Source organism: Brachybacterium hainanense (genome assembly GCF_042434575.1).
GTDB lineage: Bacteria > Actinomycetota > Actinomycetes > Actinomycetales > Dermabacteraceae > Brachybacterium > Brachybacterium hainanense.
Genome location: NZ_JBHLSV010000003.1, coordinates 31,303 through 49,735, shown reverse-complemented (window position 1 = coordinate 49,735; position 18,433 = coordinate 31,303). Strand labels below are relative to the sequence as shown.

At 72.5% G+C, this 18,433-nt stretch carries 20 protein-coding genes; 16 read left to right on the top strand and 4 right to left on the bottom strand.

What is annotated here, in order from left to right; genetic code table 11:
• Nucleotides 1-80 precede the first annotated feature (80 nt).
• The gene (locus ACFFF6_RS03005) at nt 81-2,309 is read right to left on the bottom strand and encodes an NADP-dependent isocitrate dehydrogenase (RefSeq protein ID WP_376978082.1); all 2,229 of its coding nucleotides are present in this window, start codon (nt 2,307-2,309) and stop codon (nt 81-83) included.
• A 206-nt stretch (nt 2,310-2,515) separates the two neighbouring features.
• On the opposite strand from ACFFF6_RS03005, the gene hisD reads away from it, so the two are divergent.
• From hisD to ACFFF6_RS02975, 6 genes are all read left to right on the top strand, one after another.
• Nucleotides 2,516-3,841, top strand: a complete 1,326-nt coding sequence (hisD, locus tag ACFFF6_RS03000; protein ID WP_376978081.1) for a histidinol dehydrogenase — start codon at nt 2,516-2,518, stop codon at nt 3,839-3,841.
• A 229-nt stretch (nt 3,842-4,070) separates the two neighbouring features.
• A complete protein-coding gene (locus ACFFF6_RS02995; RefSeq protein WP_376978079.1) occupies nt 4,071-5,168 on the top strand; it encodes a LacI family DNA-binding transcriptional regulator in 1,098 nt (365 codons plus the stop codon).
• Nucleotides 5,165-6,460 carry a sugar ABC transporter substrate-binding protein gene (locus ACFFF6_RS02990; protein WP_376978078.1) on the top strand — a complete coding sequence of 432 codons (1,296 nt, stop codon included), beginning with the start codon at nt 5,165-5,167 and terminating at the stop codon, nt 6,458-6,460. Before ACFFF6_RS02995 ends, ACFFF6_RS02990 begins: the two co-directional genes overlap by 4 nt.
• Before the next feature lies 1 nt (nt 6,461).
• Complete coding sequence (locus ACFFF6_RS02985; protein WP_376978077.1) at nt 6,462-7,406, top strand: carbohydrate ABC transporter permease; 945 nt, start codon at nt 6,462-6,464, stop codon at nt 7,404-7,406.
• Entirely contained in the window at nt 7,403-8,221 is an 819-nt protein-coding gene (locus ACFFF6_RS02980; RefSeq protein ID WP_376978075.1) for a carbohydrate ABC transporter permease, read from the top strand. Before ACFFF6_RS02985 ends, ACFFF6_RS02980 begins: the two co-directional genes overlap by 4 nt.
• Nucleotides 8,222-8,279: 58 nt before the next feature.
• Nucleotides 8,280-9,860, top strand: coding sequence for a glucoamylase family protein (locus ACFFF6_RS02975; protein WP_376978073.1), 1,581 nt, complete (start codon nt 8,280-8,282; stop codon nt 9,858-9,860).
• Nucleotides 9,861-9,929: 69 nt separating this feature from the next.
• Here the strand turns inward: ACFFF6_RS02975 and ACFFF6_RS02970 are convergent, their stop codons facing one another.
• Nucleotides 9,930-10,343 carry a DUF3054 domain-containing protein gene (locus ACFFF6_RS02970; protein ID WP_376978072.1) on the bottom strand — a complete coding sequence of 138 codons (414 nt, stop codon included), beginning with the start codon at nt 10,341-10,343 and terminating at the stop codon, nt 9,930-9,932.
• Nucleotides 10,344-10,483: 140 nt separating this feature from the next.
• On the opposite strand from ACFFF6_RS02970, the gene ACFFF6_RS02965 reads away from it, so the two are divergent.
• The 7 genes from ACFFF6_RS02965 to ACFFF6_RS02935 all read left to right on the top strand — a co-directional run bounded on the left by ACFFF6_RS02965 (nt 10,484) and on the right by ACFFF6_RS02935 (nt 15,353).
• On the top strand, nt 10,484-11,626 hold the full coding sequence (locus tag ACFFF6_RS02965) for a histidinol-phosphate transaminase (protein WP_376978071.1): 1,143 nt from the start codon (nt 10,484-10,486) through the stop codon (nt 11,624-11,626).
• Nucleotides 11,623-12,228, top strand: a complete 606-nt coding sequence (hisB, locus tag ACFFF6_RS02960; RefSeq protein WP_376978070.1) for an imidazoleglycerol-phosphate dehydratase HisB — start codon at nt 11,623-11,625, stop codon at nt 12,226-12,228. The genes ACFFF6_RS02965 and hisB overlap by 4 nt, the downstream gene beginning before the upstream one ends.
• Complete coding sequence (locus ACFFF6_RS02955; protein WP_376978069.1) at nt 12,225-12,863, top strand: hypothetical protein; 639 nt, start codon at nt 12,225-12,227, stop codon at nt 12,861-12,863. The genes hisB and ACFFF6_RS02955 overlap by 4 nt, the downstream gene beginning before the upstream one ends.
• A gap of 10 nt (nt 12,864-12,873) precedes the next feature.
• Nucleotides 12,874-13,581: an imidazole glycerol phosphate synthase subunit HisH gene (gene hisH, locus ACFFF6_RS02950; RefSeq protein WP_376978420.1), complete on the top strand. Its 708-nt coding sequence runs from the start codon at nt 12,874-12,876 to the stop codon at nt 13,579-13,581.
• The gene (locus ACFFF6_RS02945) at nt 13,578-13,739 is read left to right on the top strand and encodes a CG2302 family histidine operon protein (RefSeq protein WP_376978068.1); all 162 of its coding nucleotides are present in this window, start codon (nt 13,578-13,580) and stop codon (nt 13,737-13,739) included. The genes hisH and ACFFF6_RS02945 overlap by 4 nt, the downstream gene beginning before the upstream one ends.
• A 64-nt stretch (nt 13,740-13,803) precedes the next feature.
• On the top strand, nt 13,804-14,538 hold the full coding sequence (priA, locus tag ACFFF6_RS02940; RefSeq protein WP_376978067.1) for a bifunctional 1-(5-phosphoribosyl)-5-((5-phosphoribosylamino)methylideneamino)imidazole-4-carboxamide isomerase/phosphoribosylanthranilate isomerase PriA: 735 nt from the start codon (nt 13,804-13,806) through the stop codon (nt 14,536-14,538).
• Nucleotides 14,535-15,353, top strand: a complete 819-nt coding sequence (locus ACFFF6_RS02935) for an SseB family protein (RefSeq protein ID WP_376978065.1) — start codon at nt 14,535-14,537, stop codon at nt 15,351-15,353. The genes priA and ACFFF6_RS02935 overlap by 4 nt, the downstream gene beginning before the upstream one ends.
• A gap of 348 nt (nt 15,354-15,701) precedes the next feature.
• Here ACFFF6_RS02935 and ACFFF6_RS02930 read toward each other — a convergent pair whose 3' ends face one another.
• Both ACFFF6_RS02930 and ACFFF6_RS02925 read right to left on the bottom strand, forming a co-directional pair.
• Entirely contained in the window at nt 15,702-16,061 is a 360-nt protein-coding gene (locus ACFFF6_RS02930) for a DUF1844 domain-containing protein (RefSeq protein ID WP_376978064.1), read from the bottom strand.
• Between the two features lie 43 nt (nt 16,062-16,104).
• Entirely contained in the window at nt 16,105-16,836 is a 732-nt protein-coding gene (locus tag ACFFF6_RS02925) for a DUF4352 domain-containing protein (protein ID WP_376978062.1), read from the bottom strand.
• 333 nt (nt 16,837-17,169) lie between these two features.
• On the opposite strand from ACFFF6_RS02925, the gene infC reads away from it, so the two are divergent.
• From infC to rplT, 3 genes are read left to right on the top strand one after another with little or no spacing between them, the layout of a single operon-like run.
• Nucleotides 17,170-17,772, top strand: coding sequence for a translation initiation factor IF-3 (gene infC, locus ACFFF6_RS02920; RefSeq protein WP_446680627.1), 603 nt, complete (start codon nt 17,170-17,172; stop codon nt 17,770-17,772).
• 23 nt (nt 17,773-17,795) lie between these two features.
• Nucleotides 17,796-17,990, top strand: coding sequence for a 50S ribosomal protein L35 (gene rpmI, locus ACFFF6_RS02915; protein ID WP_376978060.1), 195 nt, complete (start codon nt 17,796-17,798; stop codon nt 17,988-17,990).
• Between the two features lie 59 nt (nt 17,991-18,049).
• Nucleotides 18,050-18,430: a 50S ribosomal protein L20 gene (gene rplT / locus ACFFF6_RS02910; RefSeq protein ID WP_376978058.1), complete on the top strand. Its 381-nt coding sequence runs from the start codon at nt 18,050-18,052 to the stop codon at nt 18,428-18,430.
• Nucleotides 18,431-18,433 lie beyond the last annotated feature (3 nt).

Sequence of the window (18,433 nt, the reverse complement as noted above, 5' to 3'; positions counted from 1 at the left end):
ACAGACGGGGCCGATGGGCGCGGATGCGGGGATCCGGGCCCATCGGCCCCGAGACGGTGCCGCTCAGCGCGGCATGGGCGTCACAGCGCGGCGCTGATCTTCTCGACGATCGCGTTCAGGGTCGCCGAGGGACGCATCACCGCAGCGGCCTTCGCCGGCTCCGGGCGGTAGTAGCCGCCGATGTCCGCGGGCTTGCCCTGGACGGCGAGCAGCTCCGCGGCGATCGTCTCCTCGGAGGCCGCGAAGTCCGCGGCGATCGGTGCGAAGGCGGCGGCCAGCTCTGCGTCCTCGGTCTGCGCGGCCAGCTCCTGGGCCCAGTACAGGGCCAGATAGAAGTGGCTGCCGCGGTTGTCGATCGTGCCCAGCTTGCGCTGCGGGGACTTGTCGTTGTTCAGCAGGGTCTCCGTCGCGCGGTCCAGCGCGTCGGCGATGACGGCGGCGCGCGGGTTGTCCGCGGTCCGCGCGAGGTGCCGCAGCGACTCGGCCAGCGCGAGGAACTCGCCCAGGCTGTCCCAGCGCAGGTAGTCCTCCTCGACGAGCTGCTGGACGTGCTTGGGGGCGGAGCCGCCCGCGCCCGTCTCGAACAGGCCGCCGCCGTTCATGAGCGGGACCACCGAGAGCATCTTGGCGCTCGTGCCGAGCTCCATGATCGGGAACAGATCCGTCAGGTAGTCGCGCAGCACGTTGCCGGTCACCGAGATGGTGTCCTCGCCGCGGCGCACCCGTGCCAGGGTGTGCTTGGTCGCCTCGACGGGGGAGAGGATCCGCAGGTCCAGGCCCTCGGTGTCCTCCTGCGCGAGGTACTCCTCGACCTTGGCGATGAGATTGCGGTCGTGGGCGCGGGACGGATCCAGCCAGAACACGGCCGGCATGCCGGACTCGCGGGAGCGGCGCACGGCCAGCTGCACCCAGTCGCGGATCGGCGCGTCCTTGGCCTGGCAGGCGCGGAAGACGTCGCCCGCGGCGACCTCATGGGACATGAGCACGGCGCCCGAGGCGTCGCGGACCTCGACGCGGCCCTCGGAGGCGATCTCGAAGGTCTTGTCGTGGCTGCCGTACTCCTCGGCCTTCTGCGCCATCAGGCCCACGTTGGGGACCGTGCCCATCGTGGTCGGGTCGAAGGCGCCGTTCTCCTGGCAGTCCTCGATGGTCGCCTGGTAGACGCCGGCGTAGGAGGAGTCGGGGATGACGGCGAGGGTGTCCTGCTCGGCGTCGTCCGCGTTCCACATGTGGCCGGAGGTGCGGATCATCGCCGGCATGGAGGCGTCGACGATCACGTCGGAGGGCACGTGCAGGTTGGTGATGCCCTTGTGGGAGTTCACCATGGCGAGCGCGGGGCCGTCGGCGAGGTCCTGGTCGATCGCGGCGCGGATTCCTGCGCGGACGGGCTCCTCGAGGTCCTCGGCGCCGGCGAGGATGCCGCCGAGGCCGTTGTTGGGGGAGAGCCCCGCGGCGGCGAGCACGTCGCCGTACTGGGTGAACAGGGTCGGGAAGAAGGCGCGCACCGCATGGCCGAAGAGGATCGGGTCGGAGACCTTCATCATCGTGGCCTTCAGGTGCAGGGAGAACAGCACGCCCTGCTCCTTCGCGGCCGCGACCTGCGCGCGCAGGAACGCATCGAGCGCCTCGGCGCGCATGATCGTGGAGTCCACGACCTCGCCGGCGAGCACGGGGATCGAGGCCTTGAGCACGGTCTCGGCGCCGTCGGCGGCGACATGGACGATCGAGAGCGCGCCCTCGTCCTCGAGCACGACGGACTGCTCGTTGCTGCGGAAGTCGTCGGCGCCCATGGTGGCGACGGAGGTCTTCGAGTCCGAGGCCCAGGCGCCCATGCGGTGCGGATGGGTCTTCGCGAAGTTCTTCACGGCCGCGGGGGCGCGGCGGTCGGAGTTGCCCTCGCGCAGCACCGGGTTCACGGCCGAGCCCTTGACCGCGTCGTAGCGGGCGCGGACGTCCTTCTCCTCATCGGTCTGCGGGTTCTCCGGGTAGTCGGGAAGGGCGATGCCCTGGCCCTGCAGCTCCGCGATCGCGGCCTTCAGCTGCGGCACGGAGGCGGAGATGTTCGGCAGCTTGATGATGTTCGCCTCGGGCGTCTTCGCGAGCTCGCCCAGCTCGGCGAGGGCGTCGGCCTCGCGCTGGTCCTCGGGGAGCAGGTCGCCGAAGGCCGCGACGATGCGGCCGGCCAGGGAGATGTCCCGGGTCTCGATGTCGATGCCGGCGGCATGGGAGAACGCCTCGAGGATCGGCAGGAAGGAGACGGTCGCCAGCATCGGCGCCTCGTCGGTGTGGGTGTAGATGATGCGCGACATGGTCGGGGGTACTCCCTCTGGTCGGGGGCGTGGATATGTCTTGAGGTCAAGACTATCGAAGCGGGGCTGTGTCCTCCGCGGGCCGGCCGCGGCTGTCGGTCACGTCACCATGGTGGCACCGCAGGGGCGGTCGCGTCGCCCCGCGCCCGGTTCCAGCGTGCGGATCGCCCGGGGGGAGCGGAGGACGGGGCGCCTAGACTTCCCCCATGACCTACCTCTCCGTGACCGACCTGCGCGGCGCGGCCCTCAGCAGGGCCCAGCTCGCCGCCGCCCTCCCGCGCGCCGATGTGGACGTCGAGTCCGCGATCGCCGCGGTGCGCCCGGTGGTGGAGGACGTCGCCCATCGCGGCGCGGAGGCGGTGCTGGAGGCCTCGGAGCGCTTCGACGGGGTGCGCCCCGCGCATCTGCGCGTGCCCGAGACGGCGCTCGCGGCCGCGCTCGCGAGGCTCGACCCGGCGATCCGCGCCGCTCTCGAGGACGCGATCGCGCGCGTGCGCGCCGTCTCCGAGGCCGATGCCCGTCCGGACGAGCGCGTCGAGGTCGTGCCCGGCGGCATCGTCACCCAGCGCTGGATCCCGGTGCGCAGGGTGGGCCTGTACGCGCCCGGCGGGCGCGCCGTGCTCCCCAGCAGCGTGGTCATGAACGTGGTCCCTGCCCAGGCCGCGGGCGTCGAGCAGATCGTGCTCGCCTCGCCGCCGCAGAAGGAGTTCGACGGGCTCCCGCACCCCACGATCCTCGCCGCCTGCGCTCTGCTCGGGGTGACCGAGGTGATCGCCGCAGGCGGGGCCCAGGCGATCGCGCTGCTGGCCCACGGCGCGGAGGACCTGGGCGGGGGAACGGGCCTGGACCCGGTGGACCTCGTCACCGGACCGGGGAACGTGTATGTGGTCGCGGCCAAGCGCCTGGTCTCCTCGCGTGTCGGGATCGATGCGGAGGCCGGCCCCACCGAGATCGCGATCCTCGCCGATGCCGAGGCCGATGCCCGCTTCGTCGCCGCGGACCTCATCTCCCAGGCCGAGCACGACCCGCTCGCCGCGAGCATCCTCGTCACCGACAGCGAGGAGCTGCTCGGCCGGGTCGAGGAGCAGCTCGCGATCCAGGTCCCGCAGGCCGAGCATGCCGCCCGGGTCGAGGAGGCGCTGCGCGGCGTGCAGAGCGGGGCGATCCTCGTCGAGGACGTCGAGCGGGGTCTCGAGGTCGTCGACGTCTACGGCGCCGAGCACCTCGAGATCCAGACGGCCGATGCCTCCGCCGTGGCCGCCCGTGTCTCGAACGCGGGGGCGGTCTTCGTCGGTCCGCACAGCCCCGTGAGCCTCGGCGACTACGCGGCCGGGTCGAACCATGTGCTGCCCACGGGCGGGACGTCCCGCTCGACGGGCGGGCTGGGGACGCAGACCTTCCTGCGCGGCATCCATGTGGTCGAGTACGACCGCGAGGCCCTCGCCGGCGCCCGTGCGACCGCGACGACCCTCGCCGCGGCGGAGGGCCTGCCCTCCCACGGACGCGCCGTGGACATCCGCTTCGAGCGCTGAGCCCGGGTCGGCCGCGCGCCGCCTGCCCTGACGGCCCCCGTCCTCGGATGGGGGCCGTCGGCGTGCGTGGGCCCTGGTGGGGATGATCCTCCGGGACGGCCTTCGCGCCCGCTCTCGGGCACGATGTTGCCATCGGCCGATGGAAGCGCTTACAGTTGTCCGAGGCGCTGTAAGCGCTTCCAGTTCCGGTGCCCGACGCGGGCACGCCGCCGCTCGACGAGGAGGGCTCGTGATCACCGACGGCTCGACGCCCTCGACGGGCGCCACCATCTACGAGGTGGCGGCGCGTGCCGGGGTCTCCATCGCCACCGTCAGCCGGACCTTCGCGGGCCGCGCCGGCGTCGCCCCCCGCACCCGGGATGCGGTGATGACCGCCGCCCAGGAGCTGCGCTACGTCCCGGCCGCCGCGGCCCGTGCGCTCGCCGTCCGGCGGAGCAGGGCGCTCGGGGTGGTCCTGCCGCACATCGCCGGTCCCTACTACGCCCAGCTGCTGGTCGGCTTCGAGATCGCCGCCTCCGATCTCGGCCTGTCCGTGGTCCTCGCCCTGGTCTCCCCGTCGGACCATCGCGCCGACGCCGTCCGCGAGCTGCTGGGCCGCGTCGACGGCATCGCCTTCATGGCGCGCAGCGGAGCCGACGACGACGCCGTGGCGCGCGTCGCCGCCGTCCGCCCGACGGTCACCGTCGCCCGCGGTCGCAGCGCCGGAGCCGATGCCTTCTATGCGGAGAACCGCGGCGCCGCCCGGGAGCTGACGCGTCATCTGATCGACCACGGCCGTCGCCGCATCGGATTCGTGGGCCTGGCCGAGGACGGGTCCGACATCGGCACGCGTCACCGCGGGTATCTCGCGGCCCTCGAGGAGGCCGGGCTCGCGCCGGCACGGCACCTGAGGGCCGATCCCGTCGAGGAGGCCGGGCACGCCGTCGCCGATCAGCTCCTCGAGGGTCGCGGGGTCACCGAGCTGGATGCACTGGTCTGCGGGAACGACGAGCTCGCCATCGCGATCATCGCGCGCCTGACCGCGGCCGGGGTGCGGGTCCCCGAGGATCTCGCGGTCACCGGATGGGACGACACCCTCACCGCGCGCTACCTGGCGCCGAGCCTGACCACGGTGCGCTCGGACGTCGACGCGCTCGGCGGCCTCGCCGCCCGCCGGCTCGCGGGCCGCATCGACGGCGAGCCGGTGCAGGAGCCCGTCACCGTCGACTCGACTCTCGTGCTGCGGGGCTCCTGCGGCTGTCCGGCCCCGGCCCTCCGTCCTCCCGCAGCCCCTCCGCATCTCGCACGGCTCTCCCTCACCACCATCGAATCCGAGGAGTCATCATGACCATCACCCCGCGCCCCACCCGCCGCACCGTCACCGGGCTCGGCGCCGCCGCCGCGCTCGGCCTGCTCGCCGCCTGCGGGCGCCCCGAGGAGAACGGGGACGGCAGCGCCCCCGCCTCCGCCGAGCCGATCGCCGAGGGTCCCGCCACCGGATCCCTCACCGTCTGGGCGATGGGCGCCGAGGGCGAGAAGCTGCCCGAGCTGCTCGCGGGCTTCCAGGAGCAGAACCCCGACGTCACCGTCGAGGTCACGCCCGTCCCCTGGGACAGCGCCCACGACAAGTTCACCTCCGCGATCGCCGCCGGCACCGCTCCCGACGTCGCCCAGGTGGGCTCCACCTGGATGGCGGAGTTCGTGGGCCTCGGCGCCCTCGAGCCCACCCCCGAGGAGATCTCCGTCGACGACTTCTTCACGGGAGCGCTGGACAGCGTGACCGTCGGCGACACCGTCTACGGGGTGCCGTGGTATGTCGAGACCCGCGTGGTGTTCTACCGCAAGGACCTCGCCGAGCAGGCCGGGATCACCGAGCCGCCCGCCGACTGGGAGGGGCTCCTCGCCCTCGCCCGCGCCCTCCAGGAGAAGGCCGGTGCGACCTGGGGCATCTCGCTCCAGCCCGGCGGCACCGGCTCCTGGCAGAGCGTCATGCCGCTGATCTGGTCCAACGGCGGCGACGTCGTGGACGACCAGGGCGCCGAGTTCACCTTCGACGCCCCCGCGAACGAGGAGGCGCTCGCGTACTACCAGTCCTACTTCAGCGAGGGCATCTCGAACCCGACGCCGGCGGACGGGACCACGGAGCAGGACTTCGTCTCCGGGGCGGTGCCGATGTTCATCTCCGGCCCCTGGATGATGAGCGCCGTCGAGGCCCTGGGCGGAGAGGGCTTCGCCGAGAAGTACGGCGTGTTCGTGATGCCGCAGAAGGAGAGCAGCGCGAGCTTCCTGGGAGGGGCGAACCTCGGCGTCTTCCAGGGCACGAAGAACCGGGACGCGGCCTGGAAGCTCGTCCAGCACCTCTCGAGGCCCGAGGTGCAGGTCCAGTGGTTCGGCATCTCCACCGACCTGCCCGCGCTCCAGCAGGGCTGGGAGGACCCCGCGGTCGCCTCGAACGAGAAGTTCGAGGTGTTCCGCACCCAGCTCGACACCGCATTCGCCCCTCCGGTCGTCGCCACCTGGGAGCAGGTCGCCGCCGCGTTCGACGCCCAGATCGAAGAGGTCTGCAAGAACGGCCTCGCGGCGGCGGACGCCCTGGCGGCCACGCAGTCCGAGGCCCAGAGCATCGGGACCGGAGCCTGACATGAGCACCCTCACCCCCACCGCGGGAGCCGCCGGCTGCGGGCCGACCCGGGTCCGTCGGCGCCCCCGGCGCGGGACCGCCGAGGCCCGGGCCGGTCTGCTCCTCGCCCTGCCCTTCGTGGTCCTGTTCCTCGTGTTCACCGCCTGGCCCGTGCTGCAGTCGATGATCATGTCCTTCACGGACATGCGGATCACCGACATCCGCACGCCCTTCGCCGTCGACTTCGTGGGTCTCGACAACTACCGGACCGCCTTCGCCGACCCGGTGTTCCGTCGTGCGGCGCTCAACACCGGGGTCTTCGTCGTGCTCGGCGTGCCGCTGACGATCATCGCGGGACTCGCCGCGGCCGTCGCCCTGAACCGCGGAGTGGGAAGGCTGCGCGCGGTCTACCGGGTGGGCTTCTACACCCCGGTGATCACCTCGATCGTCGCGGTCGCGGTGGTGTGGCGCTTCCTGCTCCAGCCCGGGACCGGACTGGTGAACACGGTCCTCGGCTGGGTGGGCATCGACGGCCCGCACTGGCTCGGCGACCAGCGCACGGCGCTGCTCTCGCTCGTCGTGATGGCCGTCTGGCGCAACTTCGGCACCTCCATGGTCATCTTCCTCGCCGGGCTGCAGGCCGTGGATCCCGGACTGCACGAGGCGGCCGCGCTCGACGGCGCGGGGCGCTGGCGGAGGTTCCTGAGCATCACCCTGCCCTCGATCCGTCCGACGATGCTGTTCGTCCTGGTCACCACCACGATCGGATACCTGCAGTTCTTCGAGGAGCCTTTCGTGATGACCAGCGGCGGTCCGCTGAACGCCACCGTCTCCGCCTCGATGTACACGTACAGCCAGTTCGGCTACGGCAACTACGGCGTGGCCGGGGCGATGGCGTACCTGACGTTCGTGGTGATCGGCATCGTCACCCTCGCCCAGTTCCGACTCATGAGGGAGAAGCGATGATCGAGCGCCGCCGCCCCGTGCTGACCTCCATCGTCCTCACGATCTTCCTGCTGCTCGTGATCACCCCCTTCGTCTGGATGATCCTGGGGAGCCTGAAGACCCAGGGCGAGCTCCTGAGCGTGCCGCCGACGTGGCTCCCCGAGCAGCCCACCTGGGACAACTTCCGCCGGCTCTTCGAGAGGCCCTTCGGAGCGTTCTTCCGCAACTCAGCCCTGGTCGCCGTCGCCGTCACCGCCGGGAACCTGCTCTTCAGCTCGATGTTCGGGTACGCGCTCGCCCATCTGCGCTTCCCCGGAAAGCGGATCCTCTTCGCGCTGGTCCTGGGCTGCCTGATGATCCCGGGACTGGTCACGTTCATCCCGCAGTACGTCCTGGTGGTGAACCTGGGACTGGCCGACACCATCCCGGCGCTCATCCTGCCGTTCCTGGTCCAGCCCTTCAGCGTCTTCCTGATGCGGCAGTTCTTCCTGGGTCTGCCCCGCGAGCTGCTCGAGGCAGGACGGATCGACGGCGTGGGGGAGATCGCGATCTTCTTCCGCATCTACCTGCCGCTGGCGGGCCCCGCCTTCGCGACCCTCGGGATCCTCACCTTCCTGGGCTCCTGGAACAACTTCCTGTGGCCGCTGGTCGTCTCCTCGAGCGAGTCGACCTACACCCTCCCGGTGGCGCTGGCGCTCATCTCCACCGGGCAGAACGAGACCGACTACGGGCTCCTGCTCGCCGGCGCGACGCTCGTCGTGCTGCCGATCCTGGTGGTCTTCCTCTTCTTCCAGCGCTACTTCATCCAGGGCATCGCCGCCACCGGGATCAAGTGAGCGCGTGCTCAACGCTCCCGATCCTGCAGATCACCATCCACCGCCTCGAGGAGGCACCGTGAACACCGTCCATCGACGCACTCTGCTCACCGCCCCCGTGCTCGCCGTCCCGCTGCTGGGAGCCGGAGCCCCCTGCGGCCTCGCCTCGGCGGCGCGGAGCCCTGCCGCCCGCACCGCTGGAGGACCGGTCCCGGCCCCGCCCCTGGGGCCGCCGCGTCGCGGGGGCGGACAGGACGCGGTGCTGCGCCGCTGGGCGGCCGACACCTGGCGCAGCCTCGACGCGATGACCGTCCGCTCGACCGGTCTCGTCTCCGACGGCATCGGCGCCGACCTCACCGGCCGCTCGCGCCACACCTCGCCCACCAACATCGGCGGCGCGCTCTGGTCCGCCCTGATCGCGCGGGAGCTGCGTCTGATCACCCCGGGCGAGGCCCGCAGCCGCATCGCCGTGACGCTGGCCTCGCTCGAGCGCATGGAGCATCACGAGCCGTCGGGGATGTACGTGAACTGGTACGACGAGACCGACGGCACCGTCCTGCGCTCCTGGCCCGGCTCGGGCAGCCCCATGGTGCCCTTCGTCTCGAGCGTGGACATGGGCTGGCTCGGAGCGGCGCTGCACGTCGTCGCCCAGGCCGATTCCTCGAACCGCCGGGCGGCACGGCGCCTCGTCGACCGCATGCGCTGGGACGTCTTCTTCGACCGCGACGTCGCCGAGCAGCCGGGCCGGACCATCGGCGGTTTCTGGATCGAGGATCCGGGCCGCGACGACGCGGAGCTGCTGCCGCTGTTCCACGGGATCGCCGGGGAGGACGTCTGGTACCACACCGGGCACCACTACGACACGGCGGTCTCCGAGGCGCGGATGGTCACCTACCTCGGCATCATCACCGGTCAGATCCCCGCCGGCGCCTACTACACGACGCTGCGCACCTTCCCGCCGGACTGGACCTGGCCGGAGATGACCCCGGTGGGGGACTGGGCGGAGCACGAGGGGGTGCGCGTGTTCGAGGGCGCCCACACCTACCGCGGCATGGAGATCGTCCCCGGCTGGGGCGGCTCGATGTTCGAGGAGCTGATGCCGGACCTGTTCGTGCCGGAGGCGGCCTGGGCGCCGATGAGCTGGGGACGGAACCACCCCCTGCACGTGCGCGCCCAGCGCGAGCACGGCCTGGACGAGGCCGGCTACGGGTACTGGGGGTTCTCCCCGAGCTCGGACCCGCACGGCGGGTACCGCGAGTACGGGGTCGATGCCCTGGGCCTGAACCCGACCGGGTACTTCTCCGATGCGGCTGGAACGGACTGGCACGTGGGCGAGGAATACCCCCGGGGGCTCGACGGGGTCGTCACGCCGCACGCGGCCGCGCTCGCGCTGCAGTACGAGCGGGACGCCGCCGTCGAGAACCTCTCGAGGATCGAGACCGAGCTGGGCGCCTACGGGCCCGGCGGCTTCCACGACGCCGTGGCCGTGCGCTCGGGCGTGATCGCCCGGCGCCACCTCTCGCTGGACCAGTCGATGGTGCTCGGCGCGCTCGGCAACGTCCTGCTCGACGGGCAGCTGCAGGAGTGGTTCGCGACCGACGAGGTCGAGACGAGCCTGCGCGGGGTCATCGGGCAGGAGGAGTTCCGCACGCGCGGCTGACCGCACCGCCGGGCCCCGCGCCTCGCGCCGGCCCTCTCGCCGAGCGCCGGTGGCCGGGTGGGAGAGGGGTCAGGCCTCGGGGTCGTCCGCCGATGCGGCGAGGGCGGAGCCGTCGACGACCTCGACCCGCTCGCCGCGCGTGAGGAACAGGGCGACTGCGCGCCAGCCCAGCATGAGCACGCCGGTGACCGCCGCGGTGACGATGACGAAGCTCATCTCGGTGCCTGCGGAGAACAGGGCCCGGATCGCCATGCAGGCGACGACCGTGATCGCCCAGATCATCACGCCGTGCGGCCACAGGCGGAAGGGATGGTTCCACGAGCGGATCGCGAGATGACCCAGCAGCACTCCCACCAGGAACGGCCAGCCGACGGCGAACATGGTGGCGGTGGACAGCTGCTCGCCGTGCTGGAGCAGGCCGATCACGACGAAGACGAGCACGGCCAGGATGTCGCCCACCAGGGCGCCGACGGAGCGGAACATGCCGTCCAGGGTAGAGCAGGACGCGCCGCGGACCCTGACCGCGCCCGCCTCATCGGCGCACGGGGCGATGCGCATCACGCCCCCGCCCGGGCAGCGGACACGCCCGGGGTCCGCGGGCCCCGAGCCTCTACGATGGGCCCATGCCCGATGCCCGCTCCGCGCCCTCGCCCGCCCCGGCCCGTCCGGGCACCCCCGCGCCCCGCGAGGACCTGGCCGGCATGCATCCCTACGGGGCGCCGCAGCTCGACGTGCCGCATATGCTCAACGTCAACGAGAACCCCTTCCCGCCCTCGCCCGCCCTCGCGGCCGCGATGGGGGAGGCCGTCCGCGAGGCCGCGTCCTGCCTGAACCGCTATCCCGACCGCGAGTTCGAGGCGCTGCGCGCGGACCTGGGTGCCTACCTCGCCGAGGAGTCCGGGATCCCTGCACCGGCGGCCTCGCAGGTGTGGGTCGCCAACGGATCCAACGAGGTCATGCACCAGCTCCTGCTCGCCTTCGGCGGGCCGAACCGGACCGCGCTCGGCTTCGCCCCGCACTACTCGATGTACCCCGAGTACGCGCGGGACACCTTCACGCGCTGGGTGGCCGCCGACCGCGGTCCCGCCCCGGAGTTCGCGCTCGGCACCGAGCAGGTGCTCTCCGCCATCGCGGAGCACAGCCCGGACGTCGTGGTGCTCACCAGCCCCAACAACCCCACCGGCACCGCGCTCGACCTCGAGATCGTGCGCGCCGCCGCGAAGGCCCTCGCCCCGCGCCGCGGACTGCTCGTGGTCGACGAGGCATACGGGGAGTTCCGCCGTGACGGGGTGCCCAGCGCCCTGACGCTGCTTCCCGAGCATGCGAACCTCGTCGTCTCCCGCACCATGTCGAAGGCCTTCGCCCTCGCGGGCGCGCGCGTGGGCTACCTCGTGGCTGACCCCGCGATCGTCGACGCGATCCGCATCGTCCGCCTGCCCTACCATCTGTCCGCCGTGACCCAGGCCGTCGCCCGGACGGCGATCGCGCACCGCGCGGAGCTGCTGTCGCAGGTCGCCGTGCTCCGTGCCGAGCGGGACGCGCTCGCCGAGCACCTGCGCGGACGGGGCCACCAGGTGGCCCCCTCGGACGCCAACTTCATCCTGTTCCACGTCGGCGAGGACCGCCATCGGATCTGGCAGGCGCTGCTGGACCGGGGCGTGCTCATCCGCGAGGTCGGCCCCGAGGGCTGGCTCCGCGTCTCCCTCGGCACCCCCGAGGACAACACCGCATTCCGCACCGCCCTCCAGGAGGCCGACCCCCGATGACCGCCGCCCGCACCGCCCGCCTCACCCGCTCGACCAAGGAGTCCTCGGTCGAGGTGTTCCTGGACCTCGACGGCACCGGAATGGTGGACGTCTCCACGACCGTGCCGTTCTTCGACCACATGCTCACGGCGCTCGGCACCCACGCCCGCTTCGACCTGACGGTGAAGGCCACGGGGGACACGGACATCGACGCCCACCACACCGTCGAGGACACCGCGATCGTGCTCGGGCAGTGCCTGCGCGAGGCGCTCGGCGACAAGCAGGGCATCGCCCGCTTCGGCGACGCGATGGTCCCGCTGGACGAGGCGCTCGCCCAGGCCGTCGTCGACGTCTCCGGCCGCCCCTACTGCGTGCACAGCGGCGAGCCCGACGGGCAGGAGTACCACCTCATCGGCGGCCACTTCACGGGCTCCCTGACCCGGCACGTCCTCGAATCCCTCGCGCATCACGCGGCGATCTGCCTGCACATGCGCGTCCTCGCCGGACGCGACCCCCACCACATCGTCGAGGCCCAGTTCAAGGCGCTCGCCCGTGCCCTGCGCGCGGCCTGCGCCCGGGACGAGCGCGTCATCGGCGTCCCCTCGACGAAGGGAGCACTGTGAGCACCATCGAGCCGCCCGGCGAGGGCGAGGACCCCCGCCGCCCCGACGACGACATCGACGCCGAGTTCGCCCGGATGATGGAGGGCATGAGCCTCTCCGAGGAGCCGCTGACGGTCGAGGACGTCCTGTCCGCCCCCTCCGCCGTCCCCGAGCCCGAGGCGGATGCCGCCGGTGCCGAGGAGGAGCCTGCCCCGATCGCGGTGGTGGCGACCTCCGTCGCCGCGGCCAAGGCGCTCGCCGGTGCGATCCGCCTCGGCCGCGAGGCCCGCAGCGACGGCGTCGACATCCCTGCCGGGACCCTCGTCTTCGGCTCCGAGACCGGGGCCTTCGCCGCCGGCCGTCTCGACGAGGCCTCGGCCCATGATCTCGCCGCCGTCATGTCCACGGCGCTGCAGCGCGCCGGTGTGGTGCTGTTCTGGCGCCGCGGGGACCGGATGACCGCGACCCGGTACCACGGCGGCCAGCGCGGCGAGGACGTCTCTCCCGCGCTCGTGCTCGGCGCGGTGGACCCGCTCGTCGAGCAGCTCCTGCTGGGCGCCCTCGACCTCGCGGAGATCGGCGAGGGCATCGATCCCGCCTCGATCTCCCGCGCCCAGGCCGTGCGGTGGGTCGCGTTCCGCCGAAAGAAGGAATGACGTGACTGACGTGACTGACGTGCCCGAGGTGACCTCACCCCCCGTCCGCGGCGCCGCAGGCGTCCCCGCCCCCCGCGTCGTCGTCCTGGACCACGGCAGCGGCAACGTCCGCTCGGTCGTGCGCGCCCTCGAGGCCGCGGGCGCCGCCGTCCGCCTCACCGCGGACGCCTCCGCCGCCCTCGCCGCGGACGGGCTGGTGGTCCCCGGGGTCGGCGCCTTCGAGGCGACCGCGGCCGGCATCCGCGCCGTCGGCGGGGACCGGATCATCGAGCGACGCCTCGCCGGCGGTCTTCCCGTCCTCGGGATCTGCGTGGGTCTGCAGGTGATGTTCGACTCCGGCACCGAGCACGGGAGGACCAGCGCGGGGCTCGGCCAGTGGCCCGGCGAGGTCACGTGCCTGCAGGCGCCGGTCGTCCCCCACATGGGCTGGAACACCGTCGAGGTCGCCCCGGGATCGCGCCTGTTCGCCGGGATCGAGCAGGAGCGCTTCTACTTCGTCCACTCCTACGGGGCGCGCAGCTGGAGCCTCGAGCCCCTCGCGCCGCTGCCCGCGCCCCTGGTCACCTGGGCGGAGCACGGCGGGGACCGCTTCGTGGCCGCGGTCGAGAACGGGGCGCTGTGCGCGACCCAGTTCCATCCGGAGAAGTCCGGCGCCGCCGGAGCCCGTCTGCTGCGCAGCTGGCTGGACACCCTCCCCGTCGTGGCTGACGCCGCATGAGCCTCGCCCTCGCCTTCATCATGCTCTTCGCCGGTGGAATGCTGCTCGGCGGCACCTGGTCGTTCTTCCGTACGAAGAAGCCGTGGTGGCAGACAGCGCTGCTGGGGGTGGTCGGCGCCGTATGCATCGGCGTCTCCCTCTGGCGCATCCTCGCCTGACCTGCGTCCCCTCCTGCCGGACCGCACCGGCCCCGATCCACGACCCGCATCCCGGAGGTGCCCCGTGACCGCTCCCATCCTCGAGCTGCTCCCCGCCGTCGACGTCCAGGGCGGCCAGGCCGTGCGTCTGGTCCAGGGCGAGGCCGGCAGCGAGACCTCCTACGGCTCCCCGCTCGAGGCGGCCCTGTCCTTCCAGGAGGCCGGCGCCCGCTGGCTGCACCTGGTCGACCTCGACGCCGCCTTCGGCCGGGGATCCAACGCGAAGCTCCTCGCGGAGGTCTCGGCCGCCGTCGACCTGCAGGTCGAGCTGTCCGGCGGTATCCGCGACGACGAATCGCTCGCCGCGGCCCTGGCGACCGGCTGCCGTCGCGTGAACCTCGGCACCGCCGCCCTCGAGAACCCCGACTGGACCGCCGAGGTCATCGCCGAGCACGGCGACCGCATCGCGGTGGGCCTGGACGTGCGCGGCACGACGCTCGCCGCCCGCGGCTGGACCGAGGACGGCGGGGACCTGTGGGAGGTCCTGGACCGTCTGGACGAGGCGGGCTGCGCGCGCTACGTGGTGACCGACGTGACCAAGGACGGGACGCTGCGGGGCCCGAACCTCGAGCTGCTGGCCGAGGTCTGCTCCCGCACCGACGCCGCTGTCGTCGCCTCCGGCGGCATCTCCTCCCTCGCGGACCTCGCGGCCCTGCGCGAGCTGGTCCCGGCCGGGGTCGAGGGGGCGATCGTCGGCAAGGCGCTGTACGCGAAGGCCTTCACGCTGCCGGAGGCCCTCGAGGTCGCGGGGCGCCCGTGACCTCCGCCGGGGACGGCTCCGGCGCCGATGCCGTCCGGCGGACGCTGCCCGCGCACTTCCGGGAGAAGTCGCCGCTCACGGACACCGCCGGCACGCCGTGGAAGGGGCGCGACTACACCGTCAGCCCCTTCCCGACCGATGACGGCTCCGCACCGGCCCCTCTCGCGGCCGCTCTCGCAGCGCACCGCGCCGGGGAGGACCCGTATCGCGCCGCGCTGGTCGCGGAGCTCTCACGGCACCGGCTGCTGGTCCCGATCATGGCGATCGCCACCGAGACGGGCACCACGGCGCACGGCCTGACCGGGGACAACGGCGCGGACATGGCGATGGTCTCGATCACCGCCCCCGACGGCTCCCGCGTGCTGCCCGTGTTCTCCTCCGTCGCCGAGCTCTCCGCCTGGCGCGGGGATGCCCGGCCGGTGCCCGTGCCCACGGCACAGGCGGCGCAGGCCGGCGTGCAGGAGGGGTGCACGGCCCTGCTGCTGGATCCGGCGACCCCGGGGCCGGGAGGGGCACCGATCCTGCTGCCGCGCTCGGTGCTGTGGGCTCTCGCCCAGGGCCGGGACTGGGTCCCGCCCTTCGAGGACCCGGAGGTCGCCTCCGAGCTGGTGCAGATCGCGGAGCGCTGCGCAGGGGTGCTGGGCCTGCAGGCGCTGCCGGGCGACCGCACCGAGGTCAAGCTCCAGGTCCGGCTGCGAGCGGGGCTGGATCAGCGCGCGGTGCAGGCGGTCGTCGCGGACCTGGGCGCGCGCCTCGGGGAGTCGATGCTGATCGCGGATCGGATCAGCTCCCTGACCCTCGCCCTCGTGGGCTGACCGTCCCCGGGCGCTGCCTGTGGATGTGTCGGACGGGCGGGGGTTCTGCCTTATCCCCGGGCAGGCGTGGCCGTGGGGCGGAGGGCTGCCCGTGGATGTGTCTGATGGGCGGAGGTTCTGCCTTATCCCCGGGCAGGTGAGGTGCGCTGGGCGGGGGTTGTGCCTCAGCCCCGGGCAGGCGTGGCCGTGGGGCGGAGGGCTGCCCGTGGATGTGTCTGATGGGCGGGATTCTGCCTCATTGCCGGGCAGGTCGGGCGTGGTGGGCGGGGTCCTGCCGTATCCCCGGACAGGCGGGGCGTGGGGCTCGGGGCCCTGTCGTCGGCGAGCGGGGGCGGACGATCCCGGTGCTCAGCTGACCCGTCCGGTCCACTTCTCCCCGGGGGCCTGGCCGGGCTCATCGGGGAACGGGAGCGCCTCGGCGAAGGCGAGCTGCAGGGTGCGCAGGCCGTCGCGCAGCGAGCGGGCATGATCCCCGCCGATCTCCGGCGAGGCCGCGGTCACGAGCCCCGCGAGCGCCGTGATGAGCTTCCGCGCCTCGGCGAGGTCCTGGTACTGACCGGCCTCCTCGTCCTCGGCGAGGCCGATCTTCACCGCCGCCGCGCTCATCAGATGCACGGTCGCGGTGGTGATGATCTCGACCGCGGACACCTCCGCGATGTCCCGGGCGGGGTCGGCGGCATCGTGGAGCTCGGGCTCGGGCGTGGTCATGCGGTCCTCCTGAAGCGCCGGGGCGGACGCGGGGGCAGGCCGCTCACAGCGGCAGCTCGCCCGAGCCGCCTCCGGGGTAGCGGCTGAAGTCGACGTCGGCGCCGCGGATGACGGTGCCGACGGGCACATCGTAGACGGCGTGGAAGCGGACGGCCTCACCGGTGTCCGCCAGGCCATAGGCCTCGCTCTCGGCGAGGTGCGCCCGCCCGGCCTCCGGATCGGGCTCGTAGGTCGTCCCGTCCTCCCCGATGAGGCGGATCGAGGCGCCGAGGGAGACCGGCTGCGGGGAGTCGTTGACGATCTCGACCGTGAGGACGGCGAACTCGCCCTCGGGCACGATCTGCCGCCCGGCGTCGCCGACGGAGGCGACCCCCTGCTCGAGGGCGGCATCCCGGACCGTGATCCCGCCGAGCACGAGCTCGCCCCGGGCAGGAGAGCTGCTCGCCGCGGGGTCGTCCTGCGCGGAGGATCCGGACCGCTCGAGGTTCCGCAGCACCAGGAACCCGGCCCCGGTGCCGATGGCGCAGATCAGGATCCCGATCATGCACAGCGCGAGGATCAGCCCGCGACGGCTGCGGCGGCGGAGCGGCTCCGCGCCGGCGGGCTCCGGCATCCGACGGTTCCAGCCGGCCGGGCGCGGGGGAGGGGTCGGGAACTCCTCGGGCACAGGACGCATGACGGCCTCGCGGGGAGCGGTGCCCGTCGAGGGCGGAGCCCCGTCGTACGCATAGGGGGCCTCGCCTGCGGGGCTCTGACCGGTCCGGGGCTCGCTCACAGATCACCTTCATCGCTCGGACGGTGTCGCGGGCCGCGCACGGGCGGTGCGCGACGCACATCACCCTGCGGTGTCCCGCATCGCTGGTAGGATAGTGGATCGGAACATGTCGTTCCCGTCGAAGTGGAGACCCTCCCACCTCGCGGCAACCGCCCTCCGGGCGACAGCCGCCGGGTCAGTATCGCAGCCGGATTCTCGGATCCGGCGGGGCGCGCGTGCGCGTCCGGCGTGATCATCGGGCCTCCGCTGCCGCAGCGGGGGCCTTCGTCATGTCCGTGATACACGAGGTGAGGAGCCACCATCAGCGAACAGCGAATCAATGGCCAGATCAGGGTGCCGAAGGTCCTTCTGGTCGGCCCGGCCGGCGAGCAGGTCGGCATCGTCCGCGTCGAGGACGCCCTGCGTCTTGCCACGGAAGCGGATCTGGACCTTGTCGAGGTCGCGCCTGGGGCGAACCCGCCGGTCTGCCGTCTCATGGACTACGGCAAGTACAAGTACGAAGCCAACATGAAGGCGCGCGAGGCCCGCAAGAACCAGGCCAACACGGTCCAGAAGGAAATCCGGATGGGCCTGAAGATCGACAAGCACGACTACGAGACCAAGCGTCGCAACGTCGAGAAGTTCCTCGACGGCGGCGACAAGGTCAAGGTCATCATCCGCTTCCGCGGCCGCGAGCAGTCCCGCCCCGAGATGGGCATCAAGCTGCTGGGCCGTATGGCGGAGGACGTCGCCGACCGCGGCTTCGTCGAGGCGCACCCGCGCCAGGACGGCCGGTCCATGGTGATGGTCCTCGGTCCCCACAAGAAGAAGGCTCAGGCGATGGCGGAGGCGCGCAAGCGCCGGTCCGACGCCGAGAAGGCCGCCGCCCGCACCACGCAGGCGCCCGAGGCCTCGGACGGCGAGGACACCGCTCCCGCCGAGACCCCCGAGTCCTGACACACCTGAAGGAGATAAGGCACATGCCGAAGAACAAGACCCATTCGGGCACCAAGAAGCGCGTCCGCGTGACGGGCTCCGGCAAGCTCATGCGGGAGAAGGCCAACGCGCGCCACCTCCTCGAGCACAAGTCTTCGACCCGCAAGCGCCGTCTGGGCAGCGACACGACCGTCGCCAAGTCGGACACCAAGCGCATCAAGAAGCTGCTGGGCCGCTGAGCCCCTGTGCGGGATGAGATCCCGCACCCCAGAACTCGTCATCATCGAAGGAGAATCACGTGGCACGCGTGAAGCGGGCAGTCAACGCCCATAAGAAGCGTCGGGAAATCCTCGAGCAGGCCAGCGGCTACCGCGGTCAGCGCTCGCGCCTGTACCGCAAGGCGAAGGAGCAGGTGCTCCACTCGCAGACCTACAACTACCGCGACCGGAAGAAGAACAAGGGCAACTTCCGCCAGCTGTGGATCCAGCGGATCAACGCGGCCTCCCGCGCGAACGGCATGACCTACAACCGCTTCATCCAGGGTCTCGGCCTCGCGGGTGTCGAGGTGGACCGCCGCATGCTCGCCGAGCTCGCGGTCAACGACGCGCCGGCCTTCGCCGCGCTCGTCGAGGTCGCCAAGGCCGCCCTCCCCAAGGACGTCAACGCTCCTGCCGCCTGAGCG